Genomic DNA, 24,561 nt, shown 5'->3' on the forward strand with positions numbered 1-24,561 from the left:
GTTAAAGACTAAAATTGGGCGATAGCAGTAGTCTTCCTTTTTTACCTTATATTAAGAAATGTACCCATTTCTGCTTCTCCACTAAACATGTCCTTCTGCTCATTTGGATCATTCCACTTTAGTAAATTACCTCTTATGTTTCGAAATTATTCCACCTTATTTATCATAATTCCTATTTCGTTTAAAGATTTAGTAAGGTTTTTGTTAAAAAAATCAATTTAGTGAATTTACATTGTTAGTCCACTTCTTTTTTTAATTTTGACGGGTTATTTATCTTATACAGGATTTCTTTATTAAATTTTTTATCAACGATTTTACCGTCAAATTCAAGCTGGTCTTGTTCTTCTAACTCAAGTTTTTTTAACGTCTTGCTATAGGCACACCACGCATCGCCAATAAATAACTCTGATTCTCCGGTAATCTGAACGTTTTCCAACAGAATCACTTCATCTTCCTCACCAGTGAAATGATTCATTTTTGCGGTAAATTCTTTGATTTTGGCGGTGAAGTGAACTTTATCTTCAGGTAGCGCTAATTTAGGCTTCTTTTCTTTTTTTGGTTTTTTTTCTTTAGGCTTCGATTCTTTTTCAGGTACAAGTTCTTCGACTAACGCTTCAATGGTGTCATTCGTAACCTCAATTGCTGTTTCTTCAGCCGGACCGCTCAATAATTCCTTGCCAAAGCTGTTACTTTGCATTTCCTTCAAATAAGCTGGATGAATACAGCTTAGTGAACCATCTTCAAATTCTACAACAATCGTGTTAAAGCCATTCGAGTAAACCTGGAAACCTGCAAGCTTTACTTTCCCTTGATAATGGGGCGTTTTAAACCATACTTCATCTTTAACCGATCTGGCGGTAAACAAACTCCATTCTAAACCTTTCTCAATGTATTCTTCCCTATTTTCGAAAGTTAAAAACTCGCCTACAGGCGGGATTTTATATACAGCATTCACCAAACAAAACACTCCTCTGAATCTTCTTTTTATCAGTTTATCAAAATCTCAGGATATTTAACAACAGTGAGTAACATGAGATAAGAAAATGTGCTGTGGATTTAAAGTTTCTTATACATAAAAAATAAGGACGACCCATAAGAAAAGGGTTAGACTCCGCAACTATTACATACAATTCACATGAAATGTACGTAAGTTTAGTACTGAGTCTGAGCCTTTTGGGGCGTCCTCACTCTATGTTCTATCTTTGAAACTGTACGCGATGCAAGTTCGCGAATATTCCACCCTGATCAATCAACTCATCATGCTTCCCTTGCTCTGCAATTCCTTCTTCAGTAACAACTACTATCCGGTCAGCGTTACGAATCGTTGCTAGCCTGTGGGCAATAACTAAAGTCGTTCTGTTCACAGCAAGCTCCGATAATGCTTCTTGAATAATCATCTCTGTCTCTGTATCCAATGCCGATGTGGCTTCATCGAGGATTAAGATTGGCGGATTTTTCAAGAACATCCGCGCAATGGCGATCCGCTGTTTCTGTCCGCCAGATAATTTTAGACCACGCTCACCAATTTGGGTTTCGTAACCATCTGGAAGTCCAGCAACAAAGCTTTCAAGATGTGCCTTTTTTGCGGCATCATGAATTTGTTCGTCTGTTGCACATAGCATTCCATAAGCTATGTTTTCTTTCAAAGTTCCAGTAAACAAAAACACATCTTGCTGCACAATACCAATTTGTGATCGTAGTGATTGCTTTGTCATCTCTCGAATATCAATCCCGTCGATTTTAATGCTACCTTTTGTAACATCGTAGAATCTTGGAATCAACGAGCAGATTGTAGTTTTTCCAGCACCAGATGGACCGACAAAGGCAACTGTTTCACCAGCTTGAATGGTCAAATCAATCTCGTTTAATACCGTTCTTTTATCATCATAACCAAAGCTGACATTTGAAAATGAGATGTCACCGTGTAACGACGCAACAACCTCAGCACCCGGCTTATCTTGTACATCTGGATTGACATCAAGAAGCTCGGTAAATCGCTTAAAGCCAGCCATCCCTTTTGGATACAACTCCATCAAGGCGCTGATTTTATCTACAGGTTTAAATAACACATTCACATATAAGACAAACCCTACCATTTGACCGTACGATAGACGGTTTTCGTATACTAACCAAGCACCAACTACCAATACGGCAAGAGTCATGAAGCGAGTCATCATGTATATTCCCGATGAGCTGAAGGACATCACTTTATAGCCGCGTAGCTTTGCTCTTCTGAATTTCTTGTTATTGACAGCGAATCGGTCCATTTCATACTTTTCATTTGTAAAAGATTGGACTACACGTACGCCTGATACACTGTCTTCCACACGTGCATTCACATCCGCCACTTCCGTGTACATCTGCTTCCAGGCTTTGTTCATTTTCATATTACTGAATACAATAAGCACAACAAGAAACGGTATAATACAAACTGTCACAAGAGCAAGTTGGATATTGATCGTCATCATGATCCAAAAAGCACCGAAGAATGTCATAACGGCAATGAATAAATCCTCTGGTCCATGATGGGCAAGCTCGCCAATATCAAATAAATCATTGGTAATTCTACTCATAATATGACCTGTTTTCGTATTATCAAAAAATTTAAAAGATTGCTTTTGTACATGTTGAAACAGCTGCTGACGCATGTCTGTTTCTATATTGATTCCGAGCATATGTCCCCAATAGTTCACGATATACTGCAATAACGTACTGATTATGTATAGCACTAACAAACCAACACTTACGGTTACGATTGTTGGCCAATCCTCACCTGGAAGCAAGCTATCAATGAACCATTGCACAGCTAGCGGAAAGGCCAATTCAAGTAAAGCCACGATAACTGCACAGCTAAAGTCAATCACAAACAAACGCCGGTGTGGCTTATAATAAGAATAAAATCGTCGAATCATTAATCGTATCCCCTTTCCTATAATACTAGAATTATAGGACCAGCAAAGAAAATAAACAAGTGCTCTAAAATAAGGAATACCCCCTTACTCCGAATGAAGTCTTGGAGTACTTGAAATTTGAGCATTTTTATTTCTGAATATTCTTTTTACGCACACAATTTCATGTAGAAGGTTTGCTGAAATTGTGGTAAAATACCCCTAACTTATATCCCATTATTCTGGAACATAAACGATATCTCAAAAGGAGCGAAAAACATGTAGGAATCCATTCGTAACCACTAAACAGCTTACCAATATCATCTAAAGGAATGAGACGATGAAAAATAAATCATTTCGATTTCTTTGGGTTGGGCAAGTGTTTGCGAATTTGGGGGATATTTTCTATGTGGTCGGGTTAATTTCTCTTATTTATGCTTTAACCGGATCTGCTTTTTATATGAGCTTGCTGCCATTTACGACAACGATGTTTCGCTTTATTAGCAACCTTTTTGCCCCCCTGGTTATTGATCGATTTCCACTTAAACAAATACTTGTACAATCTCAATGGTTAAAAACGTTATTGCTTATCTTACTCGTTTGTTATCTATTTATCTTTGAGCAGCCAATGATTCTCTTGATTTCTATATGTATAGCCTTAATCTCACTCTTGGATGGTGTTGCAGCTCCCGTCAGCAGCTCGCTTACTCCGCTTTTAGTACCTAAAGAAGACTGGATTAAGGCCAATGGTTTTCTGAATGTCTTGACACAGGGGGTATCTATAACCGGCTGGTCGCTTGGTGCTATTCTGTTAGCAATCACTGATAGCAGCTTTATCATTTTATTAACGGTCATTTTGTACGCTCTTTCTGCTGTATGTATGATGCATATCAATCTAGCTATTGAAAAAGACAGTGAAGAATCTGTTCAATCAACGAGGTGGAATTCGTTTAAATCAGGCTGGGTTGCCATTTATTATGCACCTCCGATTCGCCTCGTTATAGTCTCAGATTTTATAACGAGCATTGCTTCAGGTATTTGGATCGCAGCTGTTTTATATGTGTATGTGGAAGACCAGTTACATCGTGGTGAAGAATGGTGGGGCTATTTAAATACAGGTCATTTTTTAGGAATGATTGGTGGCGGTATCCTTACAATACGTTTCGCCACTCAACTGGAAAAGCATTCAAAGACCTATATCATATTTGGACTTTTCGTAGACGCGCTGCTTACCTTTTTATTTGGAGTAACGAGCCTCCCACTACTCTCTTTATTGATTACAGTAATACATGGCTTCCCTCAGCAAATCCGGGAAATAGCTTTTACTAAAGTCATTCAGGATCATGCTACTGAAAAAATGTTAGCTAAAGTCTATTCCTCTTGGAATGTTGTAATTAACTTTACATTTGCTCTTTCCGTTTTGCTTTTAGGCTACATTACTGAAGCTTATGGCGTGAAAACTACTTTCACCTTTGCTTCCCTGCTTATTTTTATCGCATTTAGTTTGTTCTTGGTCAGAAAAAATGATCTAGTTTCATTACCGTTTGTTAGAAATAATGATGTAGATTAATAAAGTGAATCTTCCATCAGTGGGGGGTCTTTATCCCCCACTTATTCTTTCTCGATTCCTCAAAGTCTTTTTCGTTAAGGGTCTTACTGACCGTTAATCTGCAGTAAAAATGTCCCTAAGAAGCTTATACCTCTTAGGGACATTTTTTCAGTTTCAGCCTGCTACTATTTAAAAACCGTTCACATAAAATTCTACAGTTTCTAATTCTTCATCACTCAATGCTCTGGCAAGTACTTGCGAAAGTTCTTGTTCAATGTTTTGTTTATTTCCTTTATGTTTTTTAGTAAGCTGTGCTGAAAGCTTCATGAAGGACAACTGTTTTTGGAATTCTTCCTTTGTTAATGGAGATTGATGATGGGAGAGAAAAATGGTCTCTGCATCAAAGGTTTCTAATTTCTGCACGAGTTGTAATGATTTTTCCACTGTATAATTCCATTTTTCCGCATATAGATTAGCATATAAACAATCACCTAGAAATAAAATCTTTTCTTCAGGCAGATAGATAATCGTCGAATCATCAGCATGATCTCCACCGACATGCTCGATCATACATGTAACACCACCAAGATTAATTTGCAACGTTTTTTCAAAAATAAGTTGAGGTATTGGAATGACGATATCTCGTTCACTGCCTAATTCTAGCTTTATTGCATCTGCACAAAATGGAATTTCAGTTCCAGCTTCCACTCGCTCGTCCAAGGATGAATCTTCCCAAGATAAAGTTTGCATCTGTTTAAGATTTTCTGCTGTTTTTTGTTGCGCGATGACCGGGCTCTTGATTTCATTTAAACCAAAAACATGATCCCAATCTGAATGGGTAAGAACAAGATAATCACCTTTTACGCCGTGGTTTGCTAATTGTTCTTGAAACAATTTTGTATGATTCACGGAATTTCCCGCATCAATCAGCAGCGTTTGATCATCTCCTACAACCGCAGCCAATACCGGGCGGTCTGTTTTTTGAACAGGTGTTAAATAAAGAAATCGTTCCGAAAGTTTAACTAATTTTTGCATGTTGTTCACTCCTTGTTGTAAAAAAGCCATAGTACTTAGTGATATATTGAGAGATATTCAATTTATCTTAAAAAGAATGGGTTCATTCACACCTATTCTTAATGACACTGCCCACGAAAGGGTCAGATACCCCAGGTGTATATAGTGTGACGTTATAGCCCCTTTAGGAACTATCTTATTACTCTCTCACTTATTAAAAATGCCCTATTTATTGTACAACAACTAAAGGCGGGATTAATATGAATTTCAAGAAAAATGATACATTCTTTTTAAACTTATTGATAAAATTGCTTCTAAATTTTATATTTCCCCACTTTCACCGATAAAAAAACAGAGATCTTTTAATAAGGCCGTTTTCGCATACTTTGTTGCTATTTACCAAGTAGTGCGGATTCGTTGATTTCCGCTCCAGTTGCTCGCTTTCCGCGGGGTGGGCGGTAAGCCTCCTCGACGCAAACGCCTGGGTGGGGTCTCACCTGTCCCGCTTCTCCCACAGGAGTCTCACACTTCCGCTCCAATCAACCTTCAACAGTTGTCGTTTTAAAAGTAACAATCTCTTAGAAAAGGGCCTTTAATAAAAAGGTGTTCTTATCGTTTAAATCATCACTCTTCCATTTTTACATATTATTGAAATTCATTTAGATTGATTCAAAACCCATATTTGGTATTAAGCAGCCGACAATACTAATAAAAATATGGAAGGACTTAAATTTTTCAAAAATAAAGCTGACCCATAACTAAAGATCCAGACCCTTTTGGACTATTTCTATTTTAAAACAAGTATATTATTATTCATGTACACCCAATTCTGCGGAAATGACAATCCGATATGCCAAAAAGTTGTTCCAGCTAAGCGATAGCCGTCAATCATCTCATATTTAGCTGTTATACTCCGAATATCTTCAAACCAGACAGTATGCTGATTGCCACCTTCCAAATAAGTGTACCACGGGGAAGCTGCCGCTTGATTGTACTTAATTTCGCTCCATTTAACAATGGCTTGATTTTGGGCATTTTTTACTGAAGTAGCCGTGGTGACATTACTTGGAACAATCCAGTCATACGCATACAACGGGATAGCAGCTTGGAGCTTCATTGATGGGATATTGGCAAGTCCATACCGCAATACTTGAGCCATCCACCATAGTGGAGAAACAGGGTTTGGCGGACCTGTTGGATAGCCATAATCAATTGTCATAATCGCAACAAGATCAGCTACTTCCCCAATTGCACGATAATCGTGTCCTCCAACAATTCGATTTGAAAAATTATCTTCCGTTTTTGAATGAACATTAACATGAAGGATACGTGCACCGAGTGCAGCTTTCAATTCTCTAAGTAATAATACATAATCTTCACGCCTTGCTGGCGGGATAAATTCAAGATCCATGCTTACACCGCTATACCCCTTTTCCTCTATGAAATTCATCATGCTTCTTACTAAATTGGTACGATAGATTGGATTTGCTAACACAGTCCCAACCAATTCAACATTAAAATCGCCATCTTGAAAATTCCGGATCATCAAAAGCGGTTTAACTCCGACTTGTTTACATTTCGCAACAAGTGCATCGTCATCTCCATCGACATAGGCATTGCCTTCATTGGTAAAGGAGTATGCAACAATCGCCAAATATGTAAGTTGATAGGCATGCTGTTCAAGATTGGTAAAAACCAATCCTCCGCTAACTGGAAATGAAAAACCAAGTGTGATCAGCCTGTTTTTATAAGGAGAAGGAATTCTAATCCTTCGATTAATTTGAAGGTTAGACGGTTCGATGCCCGGATTTGCTTGCGTGATAGCTTGCACACTCGTTCCGTAAACTTTCGCTATTTCATATAATGTATCTCTCGGTTTAATATAATACAGCCGATTCCTTAATGTAGTTTCTGGGATGTAAAGCGCAAGACCAGGTACGATTGCTGTGCTTAAGACCAAACCATTTATATTCATAAGAATGGTTATATCAATCTTATACATGAGGGAAATTGACCATAGTGTGTCACCTTTTTTCACCACATGGATTGCCATTACGCCACCTCATTTCTATTTTCCCCCGTTTAATTACTCTAACCATACAGACTAAATGCGTCACATCCTTTGTCCCATCAATAGCTTGACCACGTTTTGTATAGGTCACGCTTACAGATCATGTGAAACTTCCATCATTGGGCGTTCTTTTCATCCCTCACTGATGGTTAGTTAAACTGGGATAAAAATTTTACTTAATACTAGTTTATGGGTTTCCTTGGTCTTGTTATGTCTTTTTTAAAAAAATTATGTTTTTTTGAAACCTATTCCTGGAATAAAACGTCTATTATAAAGGGAGTAATTTTTTATTAGGAGGATAAGTATGCGTAATTTGAAGATTATAAGCTTAGCTTTTCTGCTTTCGGCTTGCTTTATAGCTTCTTTCCATGCAACGTCGCAGTTAAACAAAGGGGAATTATACACTAGCAATGAATCCGTAACAACACCGTCCATGGAATCTGTCTTGGGTAACAAAGATAGCTATGACAAATGCGTTGTTCCTCATAGCATTTCATGTATAAGTAAAGAGAATACAATCGAGCATTCGATTGATTTGTACGATGTAAATACATACAGAGAAATCCAAACTCTCCATTCACTCATCATGGAATATGAAAAATGAATGAATGGTTTGGACACTGTTTTTGATAGGGATGAATTATTCATATTTCTTGGTAGTTATTTTATTAACTCTTTTATATCGTAAAATTTCCCATTATCCAATTCTTCTTCATCTAGTAACTCAAGTAAGATATTTGCAACAAAATCAGGTGTCCGTAGTATTCCTTTCTCCTTATAATCATGAAATTTCGCAGAATCAGCAAAATCAGCCTCATTTGCAGAACGGATCACTTTTTGCATATTTGTATCCATCACACCAGGAGAAAATGATATCACGTATGCGGGATTTTCCTCTCTCAATTGTTCAGCTCCAGCAACTCTCGTATACATTTCAAGACCCGCTTTCGAACTGCAATACGCACCCCAGCCTTCATAAGAATTCTTTGCTGCCCCACTTGAGATATTGACAACCACTTTCTTATTCTTGTACCCTTTTGTTCTTCTTAAAAATGAATCCATTAGAATCGCCGGAGCCAAATAATTCAATTTTGCATGTAAAATAAATGCTTCTGGATCTAGTTCTCCAATCCGTTTTATTGGTTCAACCATACCGGCGTTATTAATGAAATACAACTCATCTTCATCATTGTTAAAATGAGAAATAATTTCATCCATGACCCTTTCTAATTGGTCTGTTTCAGTTAAATCTGCGCTAACAAATGCAAGATTCCCACTCTTTTGCAAGGTTTTATGATTCGTTCTTGCGACTAGTATACATCGGAATCCCTGATTAAGACATATTTCTGCCAATGCAGCACCGAGTCCCTTAGAAGCTCCTGTTATAATAATTGTTTTCATATTATCCCGCCTTTTACTTAAATTGTACGAAAATATGGATCATCTCTACATGTTTATGATCTATCTAAAAAAAACACCTGGAATTCAGCACGAAAACCAGGCGTTTTAAAAAGTCATTCAATGATAGGCGGTGCTGAATCTGGATTTTCAATTTCAGAACGTCTTTTTAAACGAATGAATTTAACAATATTTAGCACAATCGTCTTGATGACAGAATATGTAGGAATAGCAAGAATCATCCCTAAAATTCCAGCCAGATTACCAGCTACGAGCAATACGAAGATAATCGTCAATGGGTGTGTATTTAATTTCTTCCCTATAACAAGCGGAGAGATAAGATTACTATCAAGCTGCTGAACAATAACAACAACGATTATAACAATACCCGCTTGAATGGGTGAATCTATCAATCCAACAATGACGGCCGGTGCTGCTCCCAAAAACGGGCCAACATAAGGAATAATGTTAGTAAGTGCCCCGATTAAGGCCAAGACTATGGCATATGGAAGATCAATGATTAAATAGCCGATAAATGTTGCTACCCCGACAAACAGACAAACTAAGAACTGGCCTTGAATATAAGTGGACAATGTTGTTGCTGTTTCTCCTAATAAAGTAATCCCTTCACGTCGATAATGAGCAGGAATGAATTTGGCAATCGCATGGGGGAATTTGTGTCCATCCTTCAGCATATAAAATAGAACGAAAGGTACCGTAACGATTGTTAATGTAATGTTCGTTACTACGCTGAATACAGAAGATAAACTAGTGGTTAAGTAACTAGGTAATTCTTTTACAAAATTTATGAGCGATGATTCTATCTTATCCAATGATACATAATTTTGATTCAACAGCCATTGATATTGCTTAGAAGCTAGGAAATCATCGAAAAATTCTCTACCTTGAACAATATACTCTGGTAAATTATTCACCAAGTCCGTGATTTGTTTAGTTAACGCTGGTCCAATTAAACTGCCGAGGATGGCAATGACCCCCACAAATAAGACAAAAATCAATAGGATTGCTAAGCCTTTTGGAACTCTTTGATTCGTCAAAAAAATGACAACTGGATTGAAAATAAAGTAAAGAAAGCCTGCGATTAATATTGGGAAAAATAATGTAGTAGTAAAGATTACGATCGGCTCAAACAAAAAAGAGATTTTTGTAGAAACGAATATCAAAAGAGCCATTAATAATAACTGTAAAGTCCAAAACTGTAATTTTGACTTCGTTTTAAACAAGTGATTTCCTCCACTCCGAAATGATAATTTTTTTTAGTTAATCATTTTTTTAATGAGTTTTTGTTACTAAGTGTACATAAATGCCACACTTAGGGCTAAAAAGACGTAACTTAATTCAAGGGGGCATGAATGTATTTGTGTTGTAATACTCACTCTAATAGAAATTTCATTTTATAATATAGGTGCCAATAACCTTGATATCGATTCTTTAAAACGAAGCCATAATGAGCGCTTATGATAGTCTTCAAGAGTAAGTTGCTTTGAAACTTTGATGTCTTCAAAAAAAGCATTTGTAAGTGCATTGGCGAATTTACCATCGTAAATAAAGGCGTTTACTTCGAAATTTAATTTGAAGCTTCGCATATCAATATTCGACGTTCCTACTGAAGCTGTTTCATTGTCTACAATAATCGTCTTCGCATGTAAAAAGCCATTATCATAAATATAAATCGCTGCGCCTGCCTCAAGCAACTCACCAATATAAGAATAGGTAGCCCAATATACGAACATATGGTCAGGCTTATTTGGTATCATTAGGCTGACTTTAATACCAGATAATGCCGCAATACGGAGGGCATCCAGTAAGCTTGCATCAGGCACAAAATAAGGAGTTTGAATTAAAATGGAGTCTTTAGCCGACATGATTAACTTAATATACCCATTTTTTATTTGCTCCCATTTGGAATCTGGACCACTTGTTACAATCTGCATTCCGATGGAATCATGAGGAGCATGTATTTCAGGAAAATGTTTCGGAACAAAGCCAATATCATGGTGTTTAGACGCCTCATTCCAATCGAGAATAAACACCGTTTGAATCGTGTAAACAGCTGAACCTTGAATTCGCAGATGGGTATCACGCCAATAACCGAATTTTGGATTTAATCCTAAATATTCATCACCAACATTAAAGCCGCCGATATAACCGATCCTCCCATCAATAATAACTAGCTTGCGGTGATTACGAAAGTTAAGCCGCAAATTAATAAAGGGCAATCGACTTGGGAAGAATACTTCGACTAAACCTCCAGCTTTCCGAAACTCCTTAAAAAAACGCTTCGTTAGTCCACGGGAACCTAGTTCATCATAGAGTACACGTACTGTGATACCTTCTTCTGCTTTCGAGGTCAACAGGTCAATGAATTTTTTGCCTAGCTCGTCTTTTTTAAGAATATAATACTGAATATGTATATGATCTTTCGCCGCTCTAATATCTTCAAACAGCTGTGCAAACTTTTCATTGCCATCTGTGAAGATTTCAACAGAATTGTCTTCTGTTAATACTGCATCATTCGTTCGCAAATGCATATAAATCAAGTCTTTATTCTCTTCGGTTATCTGATTCCTGAAATCAAATTGATTTAAATTCAATTGCTCCTGTTGATTTTTCAGAATAGCATCAATCCCGATTTTCTCGCGACCTTCCCATTCAAAGTGATGAGCACGTCGCAATGTCCGTCCTAAAATTAAATATAAGATAAAACCAGCCACCGGAAAAAAGAATAGCACAAGTAGCCAAGCCCAAGAAGCGCCTGCATCCCTTCTTTCCCAAAAAACAACAAATAAAGCAAAAAGAATATTTAGTCCCAGCACAAAATTAAACAATATAGAAGTGATTTGCGCCTCTATCTCAATCAACACCTTCGAATATTTCTTAGTAATATTAACAATACCACGCAAATACGGATAAGAAAAGTGTATCTGCTCGTACCTTAAATGTAAGGGGATAGTAGTATATACGATGATCATCTATAATAAGTTTCATTATTTTATTCTGTTAAGACTGTTTTCTCATTTAGAAAGTGTTCATCATTATGTAAGAAATAAAGACGGAGCTCTGTACACTTTAACAGGAGGTACAGAGCTTCGCCATCAATACAGATTGCTTTCCCTTTTCTGATCATATTTCCTTCCGACCATTTTGAACACGCACTACTATTTTAGTATAAGTGAATGGTATCTTATCCTGCTACATGATAAATTTCTAGTAACTTGCCTGCAACCGCATCTGAAAGTGCTTTTGCAGTTTCAGGGACATTTGATTTTAACAACGAATTAGCCATAGGTGCTTTCATTCCTTTTGCTGTTATATCCAGTTGGCCAGTCATTTTCGTTTGGTCCTTATCAATCATTTCAGCTCTGAAATAACCACTACCTAAGAAATTTTCATTCATTCCTGTTAGGCGAAATGTGACGATCTCTGGTCCCGACCATTCTGTAATATCCACAAGCAGTTTTACCTTTTTCTTAAACAGCCCAAAATCACTTATGAATTCCCAGGTTGACTGGTTCTTTGTCATCACCGTATGTGAAATGTATCCTGGTACTAGCGGAGCCCAATTATCAATCACACTAACAAAATCCCATACCTTTTCAATAGATAATGGTATGATTACACTATGTTCACCACTCGCCATTTTGCTCATCTCCTCACAACTCTCTCTCATTACTGTATATACACAGACAGTCAAAATAGAACTAAAACCCTCAAATAGAAGCTATTTCTACTTATCATTTCTAACAAATAAAGTTCCATCATAGTGGTCTTACTTCCCGTTAAGAGGCGGATAAAAAAGGTCGGATTTGTTAAGAGGATGATTGATTTGTGAGCAAAATCAACAAAGAAACTTGATGGCAACGTTTGATAACATTAAAGAAAGGATGACTTGCATAAAGATCGAATGATATTGCCTAATAACCAGATCCATTTATGGAATCAACTAATATCAATCTTTCATTATAAGAAAAAGAAGATGTTCCGCAACGAAAGGAACACCCAATTTTTCACGACCTATATTTTTATCATGTCATAAAGCAGTTTTTGTTTATCTTATTTCGGACGTTCGATCGAAAATTGTTCACCTAGCTTCGAATAATTAGTACCAGCAAGTCTTGCCACTGGGCTTAATCCCAGGGCATCTATCCGGCCTTCTTGATAGAGTGATTCGTCGATATGATAGTGAACTACTCTTCCAATCAATAAGTCACAACCCACTTCTAAATTATTGCCACCTAATGGAATCGCCTGTTCAAGCCTACATTCAAAACGGATTTTTGCTTCTCTAATTCCAGGGACAGTAATCCGTTCACTTTCAACAAGGGTAAAATTCGTTCTTTCCAATTCACTTTTTTCCGGTGGTAGTTCAGCTGCTGTTTCATTTGCTTCTGCTACAATATTCTCATCGGTAATGTGAATAACAAATTCTCCTTTTTCGATAGCATTCCGTGCCGTATCTTTTTGAATACCTGCTTTACGCTGGATCGACACAGAAAGCAACGACGGATTTGAACTAACAATATTAAAATAGCTGAACGGGGCTGCATTGACGACACCCTCATTCGATAGTGTTGTCACTAAGGCAATCGGTCTCGGAATAATACTCCCAACCAAAATTTTATAATTATCCCGTTCACTTATCGTTTCTGGATTCAAAGAAATCATCTGATCACCCTTTTAGCCAAAATGTTTTTGAAACCAAACTCCTGCCTCTTCTACTTCAGATCGTGTCAGCTGGTGGCCAAAGTTTTCCCATTTCACTTCAACCGATGCACCAGCCGATTGAAGCAGTTGGCTTAAATCTTCCGTTTCCTTTGCCGGGCATAATGGATCATTCACCCCTGCTGCAATAAAGACTGGGTTGCCACTATTATTCGGTAAATCAATACCGCGTCTTGGTACCATCGGATGATGAAGAATGGCCCCTTTCAACGCACCCTCATAATGGAACAGCAAACTTGCAGCAATATTGGCACCATTTGAATAGCCAAGCGCTACGATGTTTTTACGATCGAACCCGTATTCTTTTGCTGCATGATCAAGAAATTCATTCAATTCCTGTGTGCGAAACACCAAATCTTCTTCATCAAATATTCCTTCTGCAAGTCGGCGGAAGAAACGAGGCATTCCTCTTTCTAACACATTTCCACGAACACTTAAAACGGAGGATTCAGGGGATACCATCTCAGCTATTCCCAGTAAATCGGTTTCCGTTCCTCCTGTACCATGTAAAAGCAATAAAACAGGTGCCTCTAAATTACTTCCCTTTTGAAAAATATGTTTCATCATTACTTATCTTCCTCCAATACTCTTGGGATTGCCGGTAATAAAGTTGTTTCAATAGATTCTCGTTTCTCTTCCAACCATGACGGGAGCATTAACTTACTTCCCATCGTCTCATATGATTCATCATAAGCAAATCCTGGTGGATCAGTGGCAATTTCAAACAATATGCCACCGTCTTCCCGAAAGTAAATCGCATCGAAATATTGTCGATCCTTAAACGGAGTTACACCATAGCCAAAGCGACTTACATGCTCACGCCATTCTTTATGGTCATTTGAGTCATTCGCACGCCAAGCAATATGATGAACCGTTCCTACACCTATTTGGCCCATTGGTAAAGCGATTTTCTTTACATCAATCATATTTCCAATATCTGAAGTTGATTGAAACCGTACAAAATCTCCTTCTTCAGCCATTTTTTTTAAACCCATAACTTCTTCTAACGTTTTCATTGTTTTTTCTGGAGAGGCCGATAGAAGAACAGCACCGCCAAATCCTTTAATAGCTTTATCAGTAGGTACGCCACCAAACGACCACCTACTGTTTTCCCCAGCTTTTCGGGCAACAAGTTCCACGTTTAAGCCATGTGGATCATGAAGTTCGAGATATTCCTCTCCAAATCGTCTATGTTTTTCAAAGGTAATCTTGAATTTCGTTAAACGTTCCTCCCAGAATCCCAATGTTTTTTCTGGTACTACATAGGATGTGATTCCAACTTGTCCGGAACCTAAACGACCTTGATAAGCATTTGGCCAAGGGAAAAAAGTAATAATTGACCCTGGCGAACCTGCGTCATCCCCAAAATATAAATGATAGGTGCCTGGATCATCGAAGTTTACAGTTTTCTTGACCATTCTTAAGCCGAGGACACCTGCATAAAAATCGACGTTTTCCTGTGGATTGCCGACAATAGCCGTAATATGGTGAATTCCAGTTGTTTGCTTTTGCATAGTGATTCTACCTTTACTCGTTAATTTATTTTCGTGTTCAATGGTTTTAATTTCGCCTCAATTTGTTCCCGTTTTGATTCCAAGAAGGGCGGTAATGCTAAAATTTCTCCTAAATGTGCTAGCTCTTCATCTGTTGCAAATCCTGGACCATCTGTCGCAAGCTCAAATAAAACTCCGTTTGGTTCTCTGAAATATAATGATCTAAAGTAATATCGATCTACAAATCCTGAATTTGGCATTCTATTTTCATTTATTTTTGCAATCCATTGCTTCATTTCCTCTTCATTATCCACGCGGAAAGCAACATGATGGACACCTCCATGCCCTAGACGTTCACGTGGTAGATCATTACGTGTTACAACATGCACTTCTGCACCTGTTCCACCTTCACCTGTTTCATAGACGATTGTCTCTAATTGCCCTTCGACTTCTGACGGATAGCTTCCTGCCTTCCTAAATCCCATAATGTCAACTAATACTTTTTTCGTTGGCTCACTATTTGGTACAGTCAATGAGACTGGTCCTAATCCAAGAATCGCGAATTCAACTGGAATCGGACTTCTTTTCCAAGGCTTCCCACCAGCTACACCTTGATTATACTCATCGGAAACTAGCACAAATCTCTGCCCTTCAAAATCTTTGAATGGAAGAACAAGACGTGTGTATCTTTTAGTGATTTCCCCGTGCCAAACTCCCTCTTCTTCAAAACGTTTCTTCCAGAAATTTAACGCATCGTCATTTGCAACACGCAGTGATAACTCAGAAATACTGTTATTACCTTCATGTACTTTTCCTGCGTTCGGAATTTCAAAAAACGTTAATTCCGTTCCAGGATTCCCCACTTCATCACCGTAAAATAAATGATACACACCAATATCATCTTGATTCACTGTTTTCTTGATTAAACGCAGACCTAATGTTTTAGTATAAAAATCAAAATTCTCTCCTGCTCTTGCAGTAATCGCTGATACATGGTGAATTCCTTTAAGTTCCATATTATCCAGCTCCTTTTTAAATATTTCTTTAATTAAAATTGGATTTTATATTCTATTTTTATCTTATTTTCGAGATATATGACGAAATCATTCATAATCACCTTTGTTCAGATATCTTGAATTAAAGATAACTTTTTTTTTAGCAATTGTCAATACAACCTCTACTTTTTGCAGATTGCAAGAGATTTCATCCCCTCTGTTCCAAAGCAAAACACAAGGAATTACCTGCAATTTGCTATACAATAGTAGTACATACTAAACAAGGAGGCTATTTATATGGCAGAACACCAGTTTCATTTACAGGCAATTTGGGAAGGTGGACGAAACGATACTGGGACAATAGAGTCTGGAAATCTGAAAACACAAATAAGCATTCCCCCTGAAATGAATGGACCAGGTATTGGGACAAATCCAGATGAAATGCTACTTGGAGCAGCAGCAACTTGCTATATTATTACTTTAGCGGCGATGATGGAAAGAAGTAAGCTGGAAAAAGAAAGAATTACTCTTCATTCAGAAGGCATTGTAGATGTAACGGATGGGGTATTTACTTATAAGAAAATCATCCATCGGCCTAAAGTCGTTCTCAAACAAGAGGCGAATGAAAGTGATCATCGTTTAGCAAGAAAACTTGCCGAAAAAGCCGAGACATCGTGTATGATTTCACGAGCCCTAAAAGGGAATGTAGAAATCTCTTTAGAAGTAGAGATCATATCTGCACACTAGAGAAAGAAAAGCAAATAGCCATTTTACATTCCTATTTAGAAACTTTGTCTCCACTCTGGAAACCATTCTTCGTCTTGTATAGTTTCTCACCTGTTAGCAAAAAGTAATGTTGGAGGTGAACATAATGAGTAAAATTAAAAAGGATCATTCCAAAGCAAGCCTACGTTCTTCACAAGTAGAAGGTCAAGGAACTACCACTCATGAAACAGGTTCCATTCAAGTACCTTCATCAAACAAGAAACAAAAGCGCAGTTAATTTCTCTCATTCTTCTTTAATGTGTCGAAAGAACAAATTTGAAAATAGCGGCTGATATATGACTAAAGAAACGTATTCAAAACATAATGTAAGACTTTATGTAGAACCTTCAGACTGTCCCAAACTTTTGATCCAAACGAATTTGGATCAAAATACCGCTGAATAAAATCCATATTTAGCACATAAAGAATAAATTAGAAAGCAAGAAATTGAAACGTTTTTTAATCAATAAACGTATCGGACGACTCAAATGAGTCGTCCTTTTATATGAATGACCAAGCTAAATCTCCACGTAAATTACTTCTTTATCCCTCATTAACGGGCAGTAAAACCCCCACTGATTGAAGTTTCACTTTATACCTCTAGCTGAAAAATTCTAAATAAAGACTCCATATTATTCATATCATCAAGAATCATTTTTTCATGATTACTTTATGACACTATATACTAAACTGTTATGTTGTTACATTATGCGTAAAGAGTTATACTACTATTATGGGGTGATATTAAATGAATAAAACTGAAGATTTGTTATGCCCTCGCTTTGAAAAGGGCACACAGATACTCGGAAAACGCTGGACGGTTCTAATCGTCAATCAATTATTGAATGGACCTCAACGATTTTGTCAAATAGAATCTGCCTTTCCAATTAGCGGTCGTATTTTATCGGAACGGCTTAAGGACCTTGAGCAAATAGGCATCATTAAACGTGAAGTCTTCGCCGAAACACCGGTACGGATTGAATATTCCTTAACTGAAAAAGGGAGTGCCCTTGCACCTGCTGTCAGAGAAATCCAGAAATGGTCACAAGAATGGATCGAAAATAGTAGTGAAGAAAAATGAGGATATATGACAATAAAAAGTAATCCAATACATATAAGTTGGGTTGCTTTTTTATTTATCACGGTTTCACAGGCTGTATTTTTGTTTAGAGTATCATGGAAAGATAGTAGAGAATGAAGAAAACCCCACTGATTGAAGTTTCACTTTCTGGGGATAGTTACAGATTAATATGGGTATATTTTTTAAAGCTAGGAACTATTATTTGATTTCTTTTTACGGGTGGTGAAGGATATGGAGACAGTTGACTGCATCATTATTGGGGGTGGAATTGCTGGGTTACAGGCTGCCATTCAACTAGGCCGATATAATCATTCTGTTCTTGTAATCGATTCGAATCAAGGCCGGTCCACAATTACAAGGGGATATCATAATATTCTCGGCTGGCCGGATGGAATTAGCGGACCAGAATTAAGAAACCTCGGCAAGCAACAGGCTGAGAAATACGGTGTTTCTTTTATTGATGATAAAGTGACTTCTCTTGAAAAATCTGACAATACATTTACCGTACGCACCTTACTAAAGCAAATATATGTAACAAATACCGTGTTCTTAGCAACAGGATTAACAGATTATTTACCAGACTTGCCTAATCTTCAACAGTGCCTTGGGGCTTCAATCTTTATTTGCCCTGACTGTGATGGCTATGAAATAACTGGTAAGAAGACCATAGTATTTGGGAGTGGAAATACTGTAGCAAATATGGCAATGACTCTTACATATTGGTCAAATGAACTAACCGTCATCAATCATGATAATAAAGTAATCAGTGAAGAGAACCTCTTGAAATTAAAATCGCTTGGGATTCAGATTATTGAAGAACCCATTAGCGAGATCGTAGTGGATGCAAAAAAACAGCTTATTGGCTTATTGCTTGAAAATGGTGAATTGATTAAAGCCGAGCGCGGATTTACCGGCTTTAGCGGCAATCAATTAAACAATCATTTAGCTAAACAAGTTGGTGTCCAATTAAATGAAAGTAAGCACGTTGTCGTTAATCCGCGCACAAAGGAAACGAATATAATTGGGATTTGGGCAGGCGGCGACCTGATTTCACATTCCGAACAAGTGACCATTTCAATGGGAGACGGCTCCCAAGCAGCGATATGGATGCATAAGCGTTTGCTTGGCGAACCTCGCCCAGAATAAGAAAAGAAGGGTTTCAAAAAAGAGGGGTTGTAAGTTTGACCCTTTGAGTATTGGATACTCTCAACAGTTACACATAATATCCATTCATTTTCCTTTATCTCAACAAGAATCTATCTCCCCATTTAATGTGTATATAGAACGGATATACTCTATTTCCTTTGCAATCCCCTCCCTCAAGGAAATTTCAGGATTGTAGTTCAGCAATTTTTTTGCTTTTGAGATATCTGCCCATGTATGAGTTGGCTCTCCAAGTAGTTTTGGTAAATAATCGATCGTTGCTTTTTTCCCTGTAAGCGCTTCTATAATTGCAAGGATTTCATTAATCGAGGCCCGTTCTTTTCCTCCAATATTAATGGTCTCACCAATCACATGGTTTTTGTAAATAATCGACGCAATAGCTTCAACACAATCCGTTACATAGGTAAAATCTCTTGTCTGTGTCCCATCACCAAATATGGAAAGCGTTTCTTCTTTCAAAACTTGTGTGATGAAACGATGAAATGCCATATCCGGTCTCTGCCTTGGCCCATAAACAGTGAAAAACCTTACAGTTACAATCGGGATGTTGAAGCTTTTATGATAAACATTACATAAATGTTCACCTGTTAATTTTGTAATTCCATATGGAGAAAGCGGAGATAGATATGCACCTTCTGTCACTTTCCCATCTACTTCTCCATAAACAGAGGATGTGGAGGCATATATAAACTTAACTATTTTTTTATTCTTAACGGCTTCTAAAAGACGCTGTGTGACAGATATATTGTTACTCACATATGGATCAAAGTCCACCCCCCAGCTCGAACGTACACCAGGTATACCAGCTAAATGATAAATAACATCTATATCCTCTAGTAATTTTTCTAAGTTAGCTGTCAATAAATCCGTTTCAATTAACCTAAATCGCGCATTTTTGAGCAAATTGCCTAGATTCACACTCTTCAGGTTTTTAGGTGTTGGACCAGTAAATTTGTCAACCCCAACTATTTCGTTTTTCTCGTCTGTTAAAAGCTTCTCACAAAGATGTGAACCAATAAATCCCGCTGCCCCTGTGACCAATATCTTCATGGACGGGCAACTCCGATATACGTTAAGCCAGTATCTCTAACTGCTTGTGGATCAATACAGTTACGTGCATCCAAAATGTGTTCACCTTTCATTAACTCTTTTATTTTCAGCCAATTCAACTGTTTAAATTCTTCCCAATCTGTTGCGATAATCACACAATCAGCATTCATAATTGCCTGCTCTAACTTGGAATGCTGACTGACCGTTTCCATCATTGCGAAAGGTAGTTGAGCTTTCGGATCATACGTTTGTACTAAGCATCCTAGCGAACTTAATTTTTCAATTAATGAAACGGCTGGAGAATACCTTGTATCATCCGTATTTGGCTTAAAGGCAACTCCTAATATTGCAATCGTTTTCTCTGAAAAATCATCGATGAAGGCACTTAGCTTATCAATATACAGATTAACTTGTGAATGATTGACCGCTTGAACAGCTTGTAACAACTGTGGCGTTATATTTTTGTCTAAGGCACTGTGTTCTAATGAACGAACATCCTTTGGAAAGCAGGAACCACCATATCCAATACCCGCTGAAAGAAAATGGGGACTGATTCTTGGATCGGTGCCTATTCCCTTTGAAACATCCTCAATATTCACATTATACTTATCACAGATTCTAGCTATTTCATTGATAAACGATATTTTTGTAGCTAAAAAAGCATTAGATGTATATTTAATCATTTCAGCACCGTTGAGACTTGTAATGATGAAGGGTGCTTTAATTTTTACATATATTTCTTTTAAGATGGAAAGGGATTTTTGATCTTCTTGTTGTTTACCCACGACAATTTTGTCTGGTTTTATCATATCTGAGATGGCAGAACCCTCTCTTAGAAATTCAGGATTGGAGACAACATTGAAAAGCTGTGGGTCTACTCCTTTTTCTTTTATCATTCTATATATATTTTCATTAGTTCCCGGCGGTACCGTACTTTTTGTAATAATCGTTTTATAAGATCTTATGGCTTTTGCAATTTCATCTACTACTGATTGAATATAAGTCAAATCCGTTCTTCCATCTGCTAAAGATGGAGTGCCAACAGCGATGAAAATAACCGCTGCTTTTTGAATATTTTCAACAATCATCGAACTAAAGGTTAATTGGTCTTTATTTTTACTTATTAATTCAGTTAAACCTGGTTCATAGATTGGAATTTCCCCGCGTTTTATTTGTTTTATTTTTTCAATATTTGTGTCTACACAGCAAATAGTGTGTCCGAGATCGGCCAGAACCGCTGCAGTCGTTAAGCCAACATATCCCGCACCTATCACACAGATTTCCATACGACATTGTCCCCTCTCTAATAATCTAAAGTTCTATATCATATTAGTGGACAATCTACAATGATTTAACATCTGCCTATATACAATGAAAGTTTCTTTTATTTCGACCTCATCCTCTCTTTAAATAAAGAATAATCACATGTTGTTCTCAGCTTCTTTTAACCGAAACACCATTATTCAATTATTTTAATAAAACACTTAGAAATTAGACTATTGCACTGCCAATAAGGACCACAAAATCATTTAATATTAAAGTTAACAAAATTTTAACATTGTCATAAAACCCCACTTTTTCATAGAATAATCAATAGCATTCGAGGTGAATTAAGAAATGATCAAAAAGGCAATTATCCCTGCAGCTGGATATGGAACGAGAGGTTTACCGATAACTAAAGTTGTTCCGAAAGAATTATTTCCGATTGGTGTAAAACCTGCTATTCATTATGTCGTAGAAGAAGCCCTGGCCTCAGGGATTGAGGAGATCTTATTTATAGTGTCACAATCAAAAAATCTGATTGCTGACTATTTTGATCGATCACTTGAACTTGAAGCATTTCTTGAAAAAAAACAATCCACTCATTTATTAGAAAAAAACAAAATTCCCGATATTCATATCCAATATATTCGACAACCATATGCTAAAGGGCTTGGTGATGCAATCCTCCTAGGGAAAAATTTTGTTGGTAATGAACCATTTGCTGTTTTGTTACCAGATGAAATTATTTTTGATAAAGAGACAACAGGATTAAATCAATTAATAAAAGTTTATGAAAAGCATAAAAAAAGTGTACTTGGTCTATATGAAGTGGAAAAACACTTATTGTCAAACTATGGCGTAGTTAAAAGTGAGAAAATTAAAAATGAGATAAGTAAAGTTATTAGCATCGTTGAGAAACCTGCAAAAAATCCACCTTCAAATTTAGCCGTCATCGGTAGATATGTCTTTAACCCTGAAATTTTTTCCTATCTAGAAAGAATAACACCTGGAGTAGGATACGAAATTCAATTAACAGATGCCATTAACGAAATGATGAAGACGGAAAATTTCTTTGGTACAACACTTCTTGGAAAGCGCTTTGATATTAGCAGATTTGAAGAATTTTTAGCTGCCAATCAATACATCCAACCATTTATGGAGTAACCCCCTATAATTGATGGCTGGAACATTGTATATTCGATTTTAACATTCTAACAGAAGCACTTAAGTGAGTGAAATTAGTACGATTGGTTTAAAACCAGCAAGACCCAATTTTCAATGAAAGGGCGTGTTCCCAATAGAAATCGCATTGATTTGTACAGAGATGCTTACCGTTCCTTCAATTAGAGGGGGTGCTATTCAAGTTTTAATCGATGGAATAACACCTCATCTTAGTAAAAACCATCATTTAACAATCTATTGTATTACAGACCCTGATCTTCCTGACATGGAAGTAGTGAACGAGGTTAAATACATTCGTTTTCCTCGTGAGAATTACGCCTTTCATGTCGGCAAAAAGCTAGCAGAAAAAACGGCAAGCATGGAATATTACGATGTAATTCATGTATTCAACCGACCTCGTGATCTCCTGATCTATAAAAATGCTATGCCAATGAGTCGTTTTGTGTTGAGTCTCCATAATGAAATGTTTCGGGACGGAAAAATCTCTACTGAAATGGGGAATCTGGTCATTAGAGCTGTGGATAGGATCATGACCATCAGCGAATATATCGGACAAACGATCATATCTCGTTTTCCTTTAGCCAAAAGTAAAGTTAAGGCTATTTATTCAGGAGTCGATTTGCAAAGATATAAACCGATTTGGGAACAAAATGCACAATCGCGAAGGAACGAACTTCGGAAAAAGTATGGCGTAGAAGATAAGAAAGTCGTCTTATTCGTAGGACGATTGAGTACCGTAAAAGGACCCGATATACTTCTAGAAGCCATGGAGCAAGTCATCAAAAATCATCCTGATGCAGTATTAGTTATTGTAGGTAGTAAATGGTTTAGTGACGATAGAATTGACGAGTTTGGACTAAGCTTGCGAAAGCTCGCTGAAGTGTTAGGTAAGAACAAAGTTGTATTTACCGGTTTTGTACCACCAAGCGAAATTCCTTCTCATTTCCTTATAGGGGATCTATTCGTATGCAGCTCCCAATGGCAAGAACCCCTTGCTCGAGTACATTATGAAGCGATGGGTGCTGGATTACCGATCATTACTACGAACCGAGGCGGAAATGCGGAAATTATTAAACATCTAGAAAACGGTATCGTCATTGATGATTATACAAATTCAGAAGCTTTTGCAGACGCGATTGCCTTTTTATTATCTAATAAGCAAGTAGCCAACTCGATTGCGAGAACAGGCCGGATTTTCGTTGAATCAAATTTTGGATTTGAGCATGTAACAAAACGGATGGAAGGACTTTATGTAGCTTCCATGCAAAGAAAGAAACCTTAGAGAGGAGTCTGAGTGGAAACGGTATTCGTAGTAGATGCAAAAAACAGAATCGCTCACTATCCACTAGCAGTGAAGACGATTTATTTAATATCGTTTTAAAGTAAAAAAGCAGTATGTCAATTGAAGCAGATTTTGGTGGAGTCATGATGAAAAGGATTCATTTAATAAGACCATATTATCTTTATAATTCACGCAATACATTATTTGAAAAATATCAAGATTCATACCTCGGTTGTATTCAAAACTGATTTAGGCGAGGTTCTGTAAATGTTGATAGCAAATACTTTTTAGTCTTTAAAGCGATCTATGGAAGATTTCCGGAAAATGAGTATCTAAATGAACTGCTGAAATTCATGAAGGAGTGAGTATCCTTTCATCAAACTTCAAAAGTAATTGGATTCCCAGCAGAAACACTGCCGTCTTTTCAATTAACAGAATGGAAATCAGATTTGAAAAAAGATAGGTGTGGATAGTCAACTTGAAATAACGAAGATCACTAGTAACTGTTCAAATTAAATTTGAACTGCTATTTTTTCACATGTAGATACTTTATTAAAGAGATACCAGACTTCTATCACCATGCTCATTAATCTGGTTTTTGATTCATGACCAGAAGAAATAAA

General features: G+C 37.1%; 22 protein-coding genes. 8 read left to right on the forward strand and 14 right to left on the reverse strand.

Going from position 1 to position 24,561, the window contains the following annotated elements; all coding sequences use genetic code 11:
* Positions 1–235 precede the first annotated feature (235 nt).
* The gene (locus AC1MGI_RS15970; protein WP_480349817.1) at positions 236–955 is read right to left on the reverse strand and encodes a hypothetical protein; all 720 of its coding nucleotides are present in this window, start codon (positions 953–955) and stop codon (positions 236–238) included.
* Positions 956–1,196: 241 nt separating this feature from the next.
* Complete coding sequence (locus AC1MGI_RS15975) at positions 1,197–2,912, reverse strand: ABC transporter ATP-binding protein (protein ID WP_480346161.1); 1,716 nt, start codon at positions 2,910–2,912, stop codon at positions 1,197–1,199.
* Positions 2,913–3,228: 316 nt separating this feature from the next.
* Between AC1MGI_RS15975 and AC1MGI_RS15980 the strand changes: the two genes are divergently transcribed.
* Entirely contained in the window at positions 3,229–4,458 is a 1,230-nt protein-coding gene (locus AC1MGI_RS15980) for an MFS transporter (RefSeq protein ID WP_480346162.1), read from the forward strand.
* Positions 4,459–4,626: 168 nt separating this feature from the next.
* Here the strand turns inward: AC1MGI_RS15980 and AC1MGI_RS15985 are convergent, their stop codons facing one another.
* Both AC1MGI_RS15985 and AC1MGI_RS15990 read right to left on the reverse strand, forming a co-directional pair.
* Positions 4,627–5,472: an MBL fold metallo-hydrolase gene (locus tag AC1MGI_RS15985; protein WP_480346163.1), complete on the reverse strand. Its 846-nt coding sequence runs from the start codon at positions 5,470–5,472 to the stop codon at positions 4,627–4,629.
* A 766-nt stretch (positions 5,473–6,238) separates the two neighbouring features.
* The gene (locus tag AC1MGI_RS15990) at positions 6,239–7,504 is read right to left on the reverse strand and encodes a LysM peptidoglycan-binding domain-containing protein (protein WP_480346165.1); all 1,266 of its coding nucleotides are present in this window, start codon (positions 7,502–7,504) and stop codon (positions 6,239–6,241) included.
* Positions 7,505–7,826: 322 nt separating this feature from the next.
* Between AC1MGI_RS15990 and AC1MGI_RS15995 the strand changes: the two genes are divergently transcribed.
* Positions 7,827–8,126: a hypothetical protein gene (locus AC1MGI_RS15995; protein ID WP_480346166.1), complete on the forward strand. Its 300-nt coding sequence runs from the start codon at positions 7,827–7,829 to the stop codon at positions 8,124–8,126.
* A 56-nt stretch (positions 8,127–8,182) separates the two neighbouring features.
* Here the strand turns inward: AC1MGI_RS15995 and AC1MGI_RS16000 are convergent, their stop codons facing one another.
* The 8 genes from AC1MGI_RS16000 to AC1MGI_RS16035 all read right to left on the reverse strand — a co-directional run bounded on the left by AC1MGI_RS16000 (position 8,183) and on the right by AC1MGI_RS16035 (position 16,172).
* A complete protein-coding gene (locus tag AC1MGI_RS16000; protein ID WP_480346167.1) occupies positions 8,183–8,923 on the reverse strand; it encodes a (S)-benzoin forming benzil reductase in 741 nt (246 codons plus the stop codon).
* Positions 8,924–9,036: 113 nt separating this feature from the next.
* Positions 9,037–10,113, reverse strand: a complete 1,077-nt coding sequence (locus AC1MGI_RS16005) for an AI-2E family transporter (RefSeq protein WP_480349818.1) — start codon at positions 10,111–10,113, stop codon at positions 9,037–9,039.
* A gap of 222 nt (positions 10,114–10,335) precedes the next feature.
* Positions 10,336–11,799: a cardiolipin synthase gene (cls, locus tag AC1MGI_RS16010; protein WP_480349820.1), complete on the reverse strand. Its 1,464-nt coding sequence runs from the start codon at positions 11,797–11,799 to the stop codon at positions 10,336–10,338.
* Between the two features lie 326 nt (positions 11,800–12,125).
* Positions 12,126–12,581, reverse strand: coding sequence for an SRPBCC family protein (locus AC1MGI_RS16015; RefSeq protein ID WP_480346168.1), 456 nt, complete (start codon positions 12,579–12,581; stop codon positions 12,126–12,128).
* A 413-nt stretch (positions 12,582–12,994) separates the two neighbouring features.
* On the reverse strand, positions 12,995–13,606 hold the full coding sequence (locus tag AC1MGI_RS16020) for a flavin reductase family protein (RefSeq protein WP_480346169.1): 612 nt from the start codon (positions 13,604–13,606) through the stop codon (positions 12,995–12,997).
* Between the two features lie 12 nt (positions 13,607–13,618).
* A complete protein-coding gene (locus AC1MGI_RS16025) occupies positions 13,619–14,230 on the reverse strand; it encodes an alpha/beta hydrolase (RefSeq protein WP_480346171.1) in 612 nt (203 codons plus the stop codon).
* The gene (locus tag AC1MGI_RS16030) at positions 14,230–15,177 is read right to left on the reverse strand and encodes a ring-cleaving dioxygenase (RefSeq protein WP_480346173.1); all 948 of its coding nucleotides are present in this window, start codon (positions 15,175–15,177) and stop codon (positions 14,230–14,232) included. Before AC1MGI_RS16030 ends, AC1MGI_RS16025 begins: the two co-directional genes overlap by 1 nt.
* Positions 15,178–15,197: 20 nt before the next feature.
* Positions 15,198–16,172, reverse strand: a complete 975-nt coding sequence (locus AC1MGI_RS16035; protein WP_480346175.1) for a ring-cleaving dioxygenase — start codon at positions 16,170–16,172, stop codon at positions 15,198–15,200.
* A gap of 276 nt (positions 16,173–16,448) precedes the next feature.
* On the opposite strand from AC1MGI_RS16035, the gene AC1MGI_RS16040 reads away from it, so the two are divergent.
* From AC1MGI_RS16040 to AC1MGI_RS16055, 4 genes are all read left to right on the forward strand, one after another.
* Positions 16,449–16,898: an OsmC family protein gene (locus AC1MGI_RS16040; protein WP_403071060.1), complete on the forward strand. Its 450-nt coding sequence runs from the start codon at positions 16,449–16,451 to the stop codon at positions 16,896–16,898.
* 121 nt (positions 16,899–17,019) lie between these two features.
* On the forward strand, positions 17,020–17,154 hold the full coding sequence (locus AC1MGI_RS16045) for a YuzL family protein (RefSeq protein WP_152534766.1): 135 nt from the start codon (positions 17,020–17,022) through the stop codon (positions 17,152–17,154).
* A gap of 510 nt (positions 17,155–17,664) precedes the next feature.
* Positions 17,665–17,997, forward strand: coding sequence for a winged helix-turn-helix transcriptional regulator (locus AC1MGI_RS16050; protein ID WP_062179144.1), 333 nt, complete (start codon positions 17,665–17,667; stop codon positions 17,995–17,997).
* A gap of 231 nt (positions 17,998–18,228) precedes the next feature.
* The gene (locus AC1MGI_RS16055; protein WP_480346178.1) at positions 18,229–19,143 is read left to right on the forward strand and encodes an NAD(P)/FAD-dependent oxidoreductase; all 915 of its coding nucleotides are present in this window, start codon (positions 18,229–18,231) and stop codon (positions 19,141–19,143) included.
* A gap of 99 nt (positions 19,144–19,242) precedes the next feature.
* Here the strand turns inward: AC1MGI_RS16055 and AC1MGI_RS16060 are convergent, their stop codons facing one another.
* Both AC1MGI_RS16060 and AC1MGI_RS16065 read right to left on the reverse strand, forming a co-directional pair.
* The gene (locus AC1MGI_RS16060; protein WP_480346180.1) at positions 19,243–20,211 is read right to left on the reverse strand and encodes an NAD-dependent epimerase/dehydratase family protein; all 969 of its coding nucleotides are present in this window, start codon (positions 20,209–20,211) and stop codon (positions 19,243–19,245) included.
* Positions 20,208–21,497 carry a UDP-glucose dehydrogenase family protein gene (locus AC1MGI_RS16065; protein WP_480346182.1) on the reverse strand — a complete coding sequence of 430 codons (1,290 nt, stop codon included), beginning with the start codon at positions 21,495–21,497 and terminating at the stop codon, positions 20,208–20,210. The genes AC1MGI_RS16060 and AC1MGI_RS16065 overlap by 4 nt, the downstream gene beginning before the upstream one ends.
* 331 nt (positions 21,498–21,828) lie before the next feature.
* On the opposite strand from AC1MGI_RS16065, the gene AC1MGI_RS16070 reads away from it, so the two are divergent.
* Together AC1MGI_RS16070 and AC1MGI_RS16075 are read left to right on the forward strand one after the other, a co-directional pair.
* Positions 21,829–22,638, forward strand: a complete 810-nt coding sequence (locus tag AC1MGI_RS16070) for a UTP--glucose-1-phosphate uridylyltransferase (protein ID WP_403071039.1) — start codon at positions 21,829–21,831, stop codon at positions 22,636–22,638.
* Positions 22,639–22,762: 124 nt separating this feature from the next.
* Positions 22,763–23,938, forward strand: a complete 1,176-nt coding sequence (locus tag AC1MGI_RS16075; RefSeq protein WP_480346185.1) for a glycosyltransferase family 4 protein — start codon at positions 22,763–22,765, stop codon at positions 23,936–23,938.
* Positions 23,939–24,561 lie beyond the last annotated feature (623 nt).

This window comes from Peribacillus sp. BM1 (assembly GCF_056679975.1).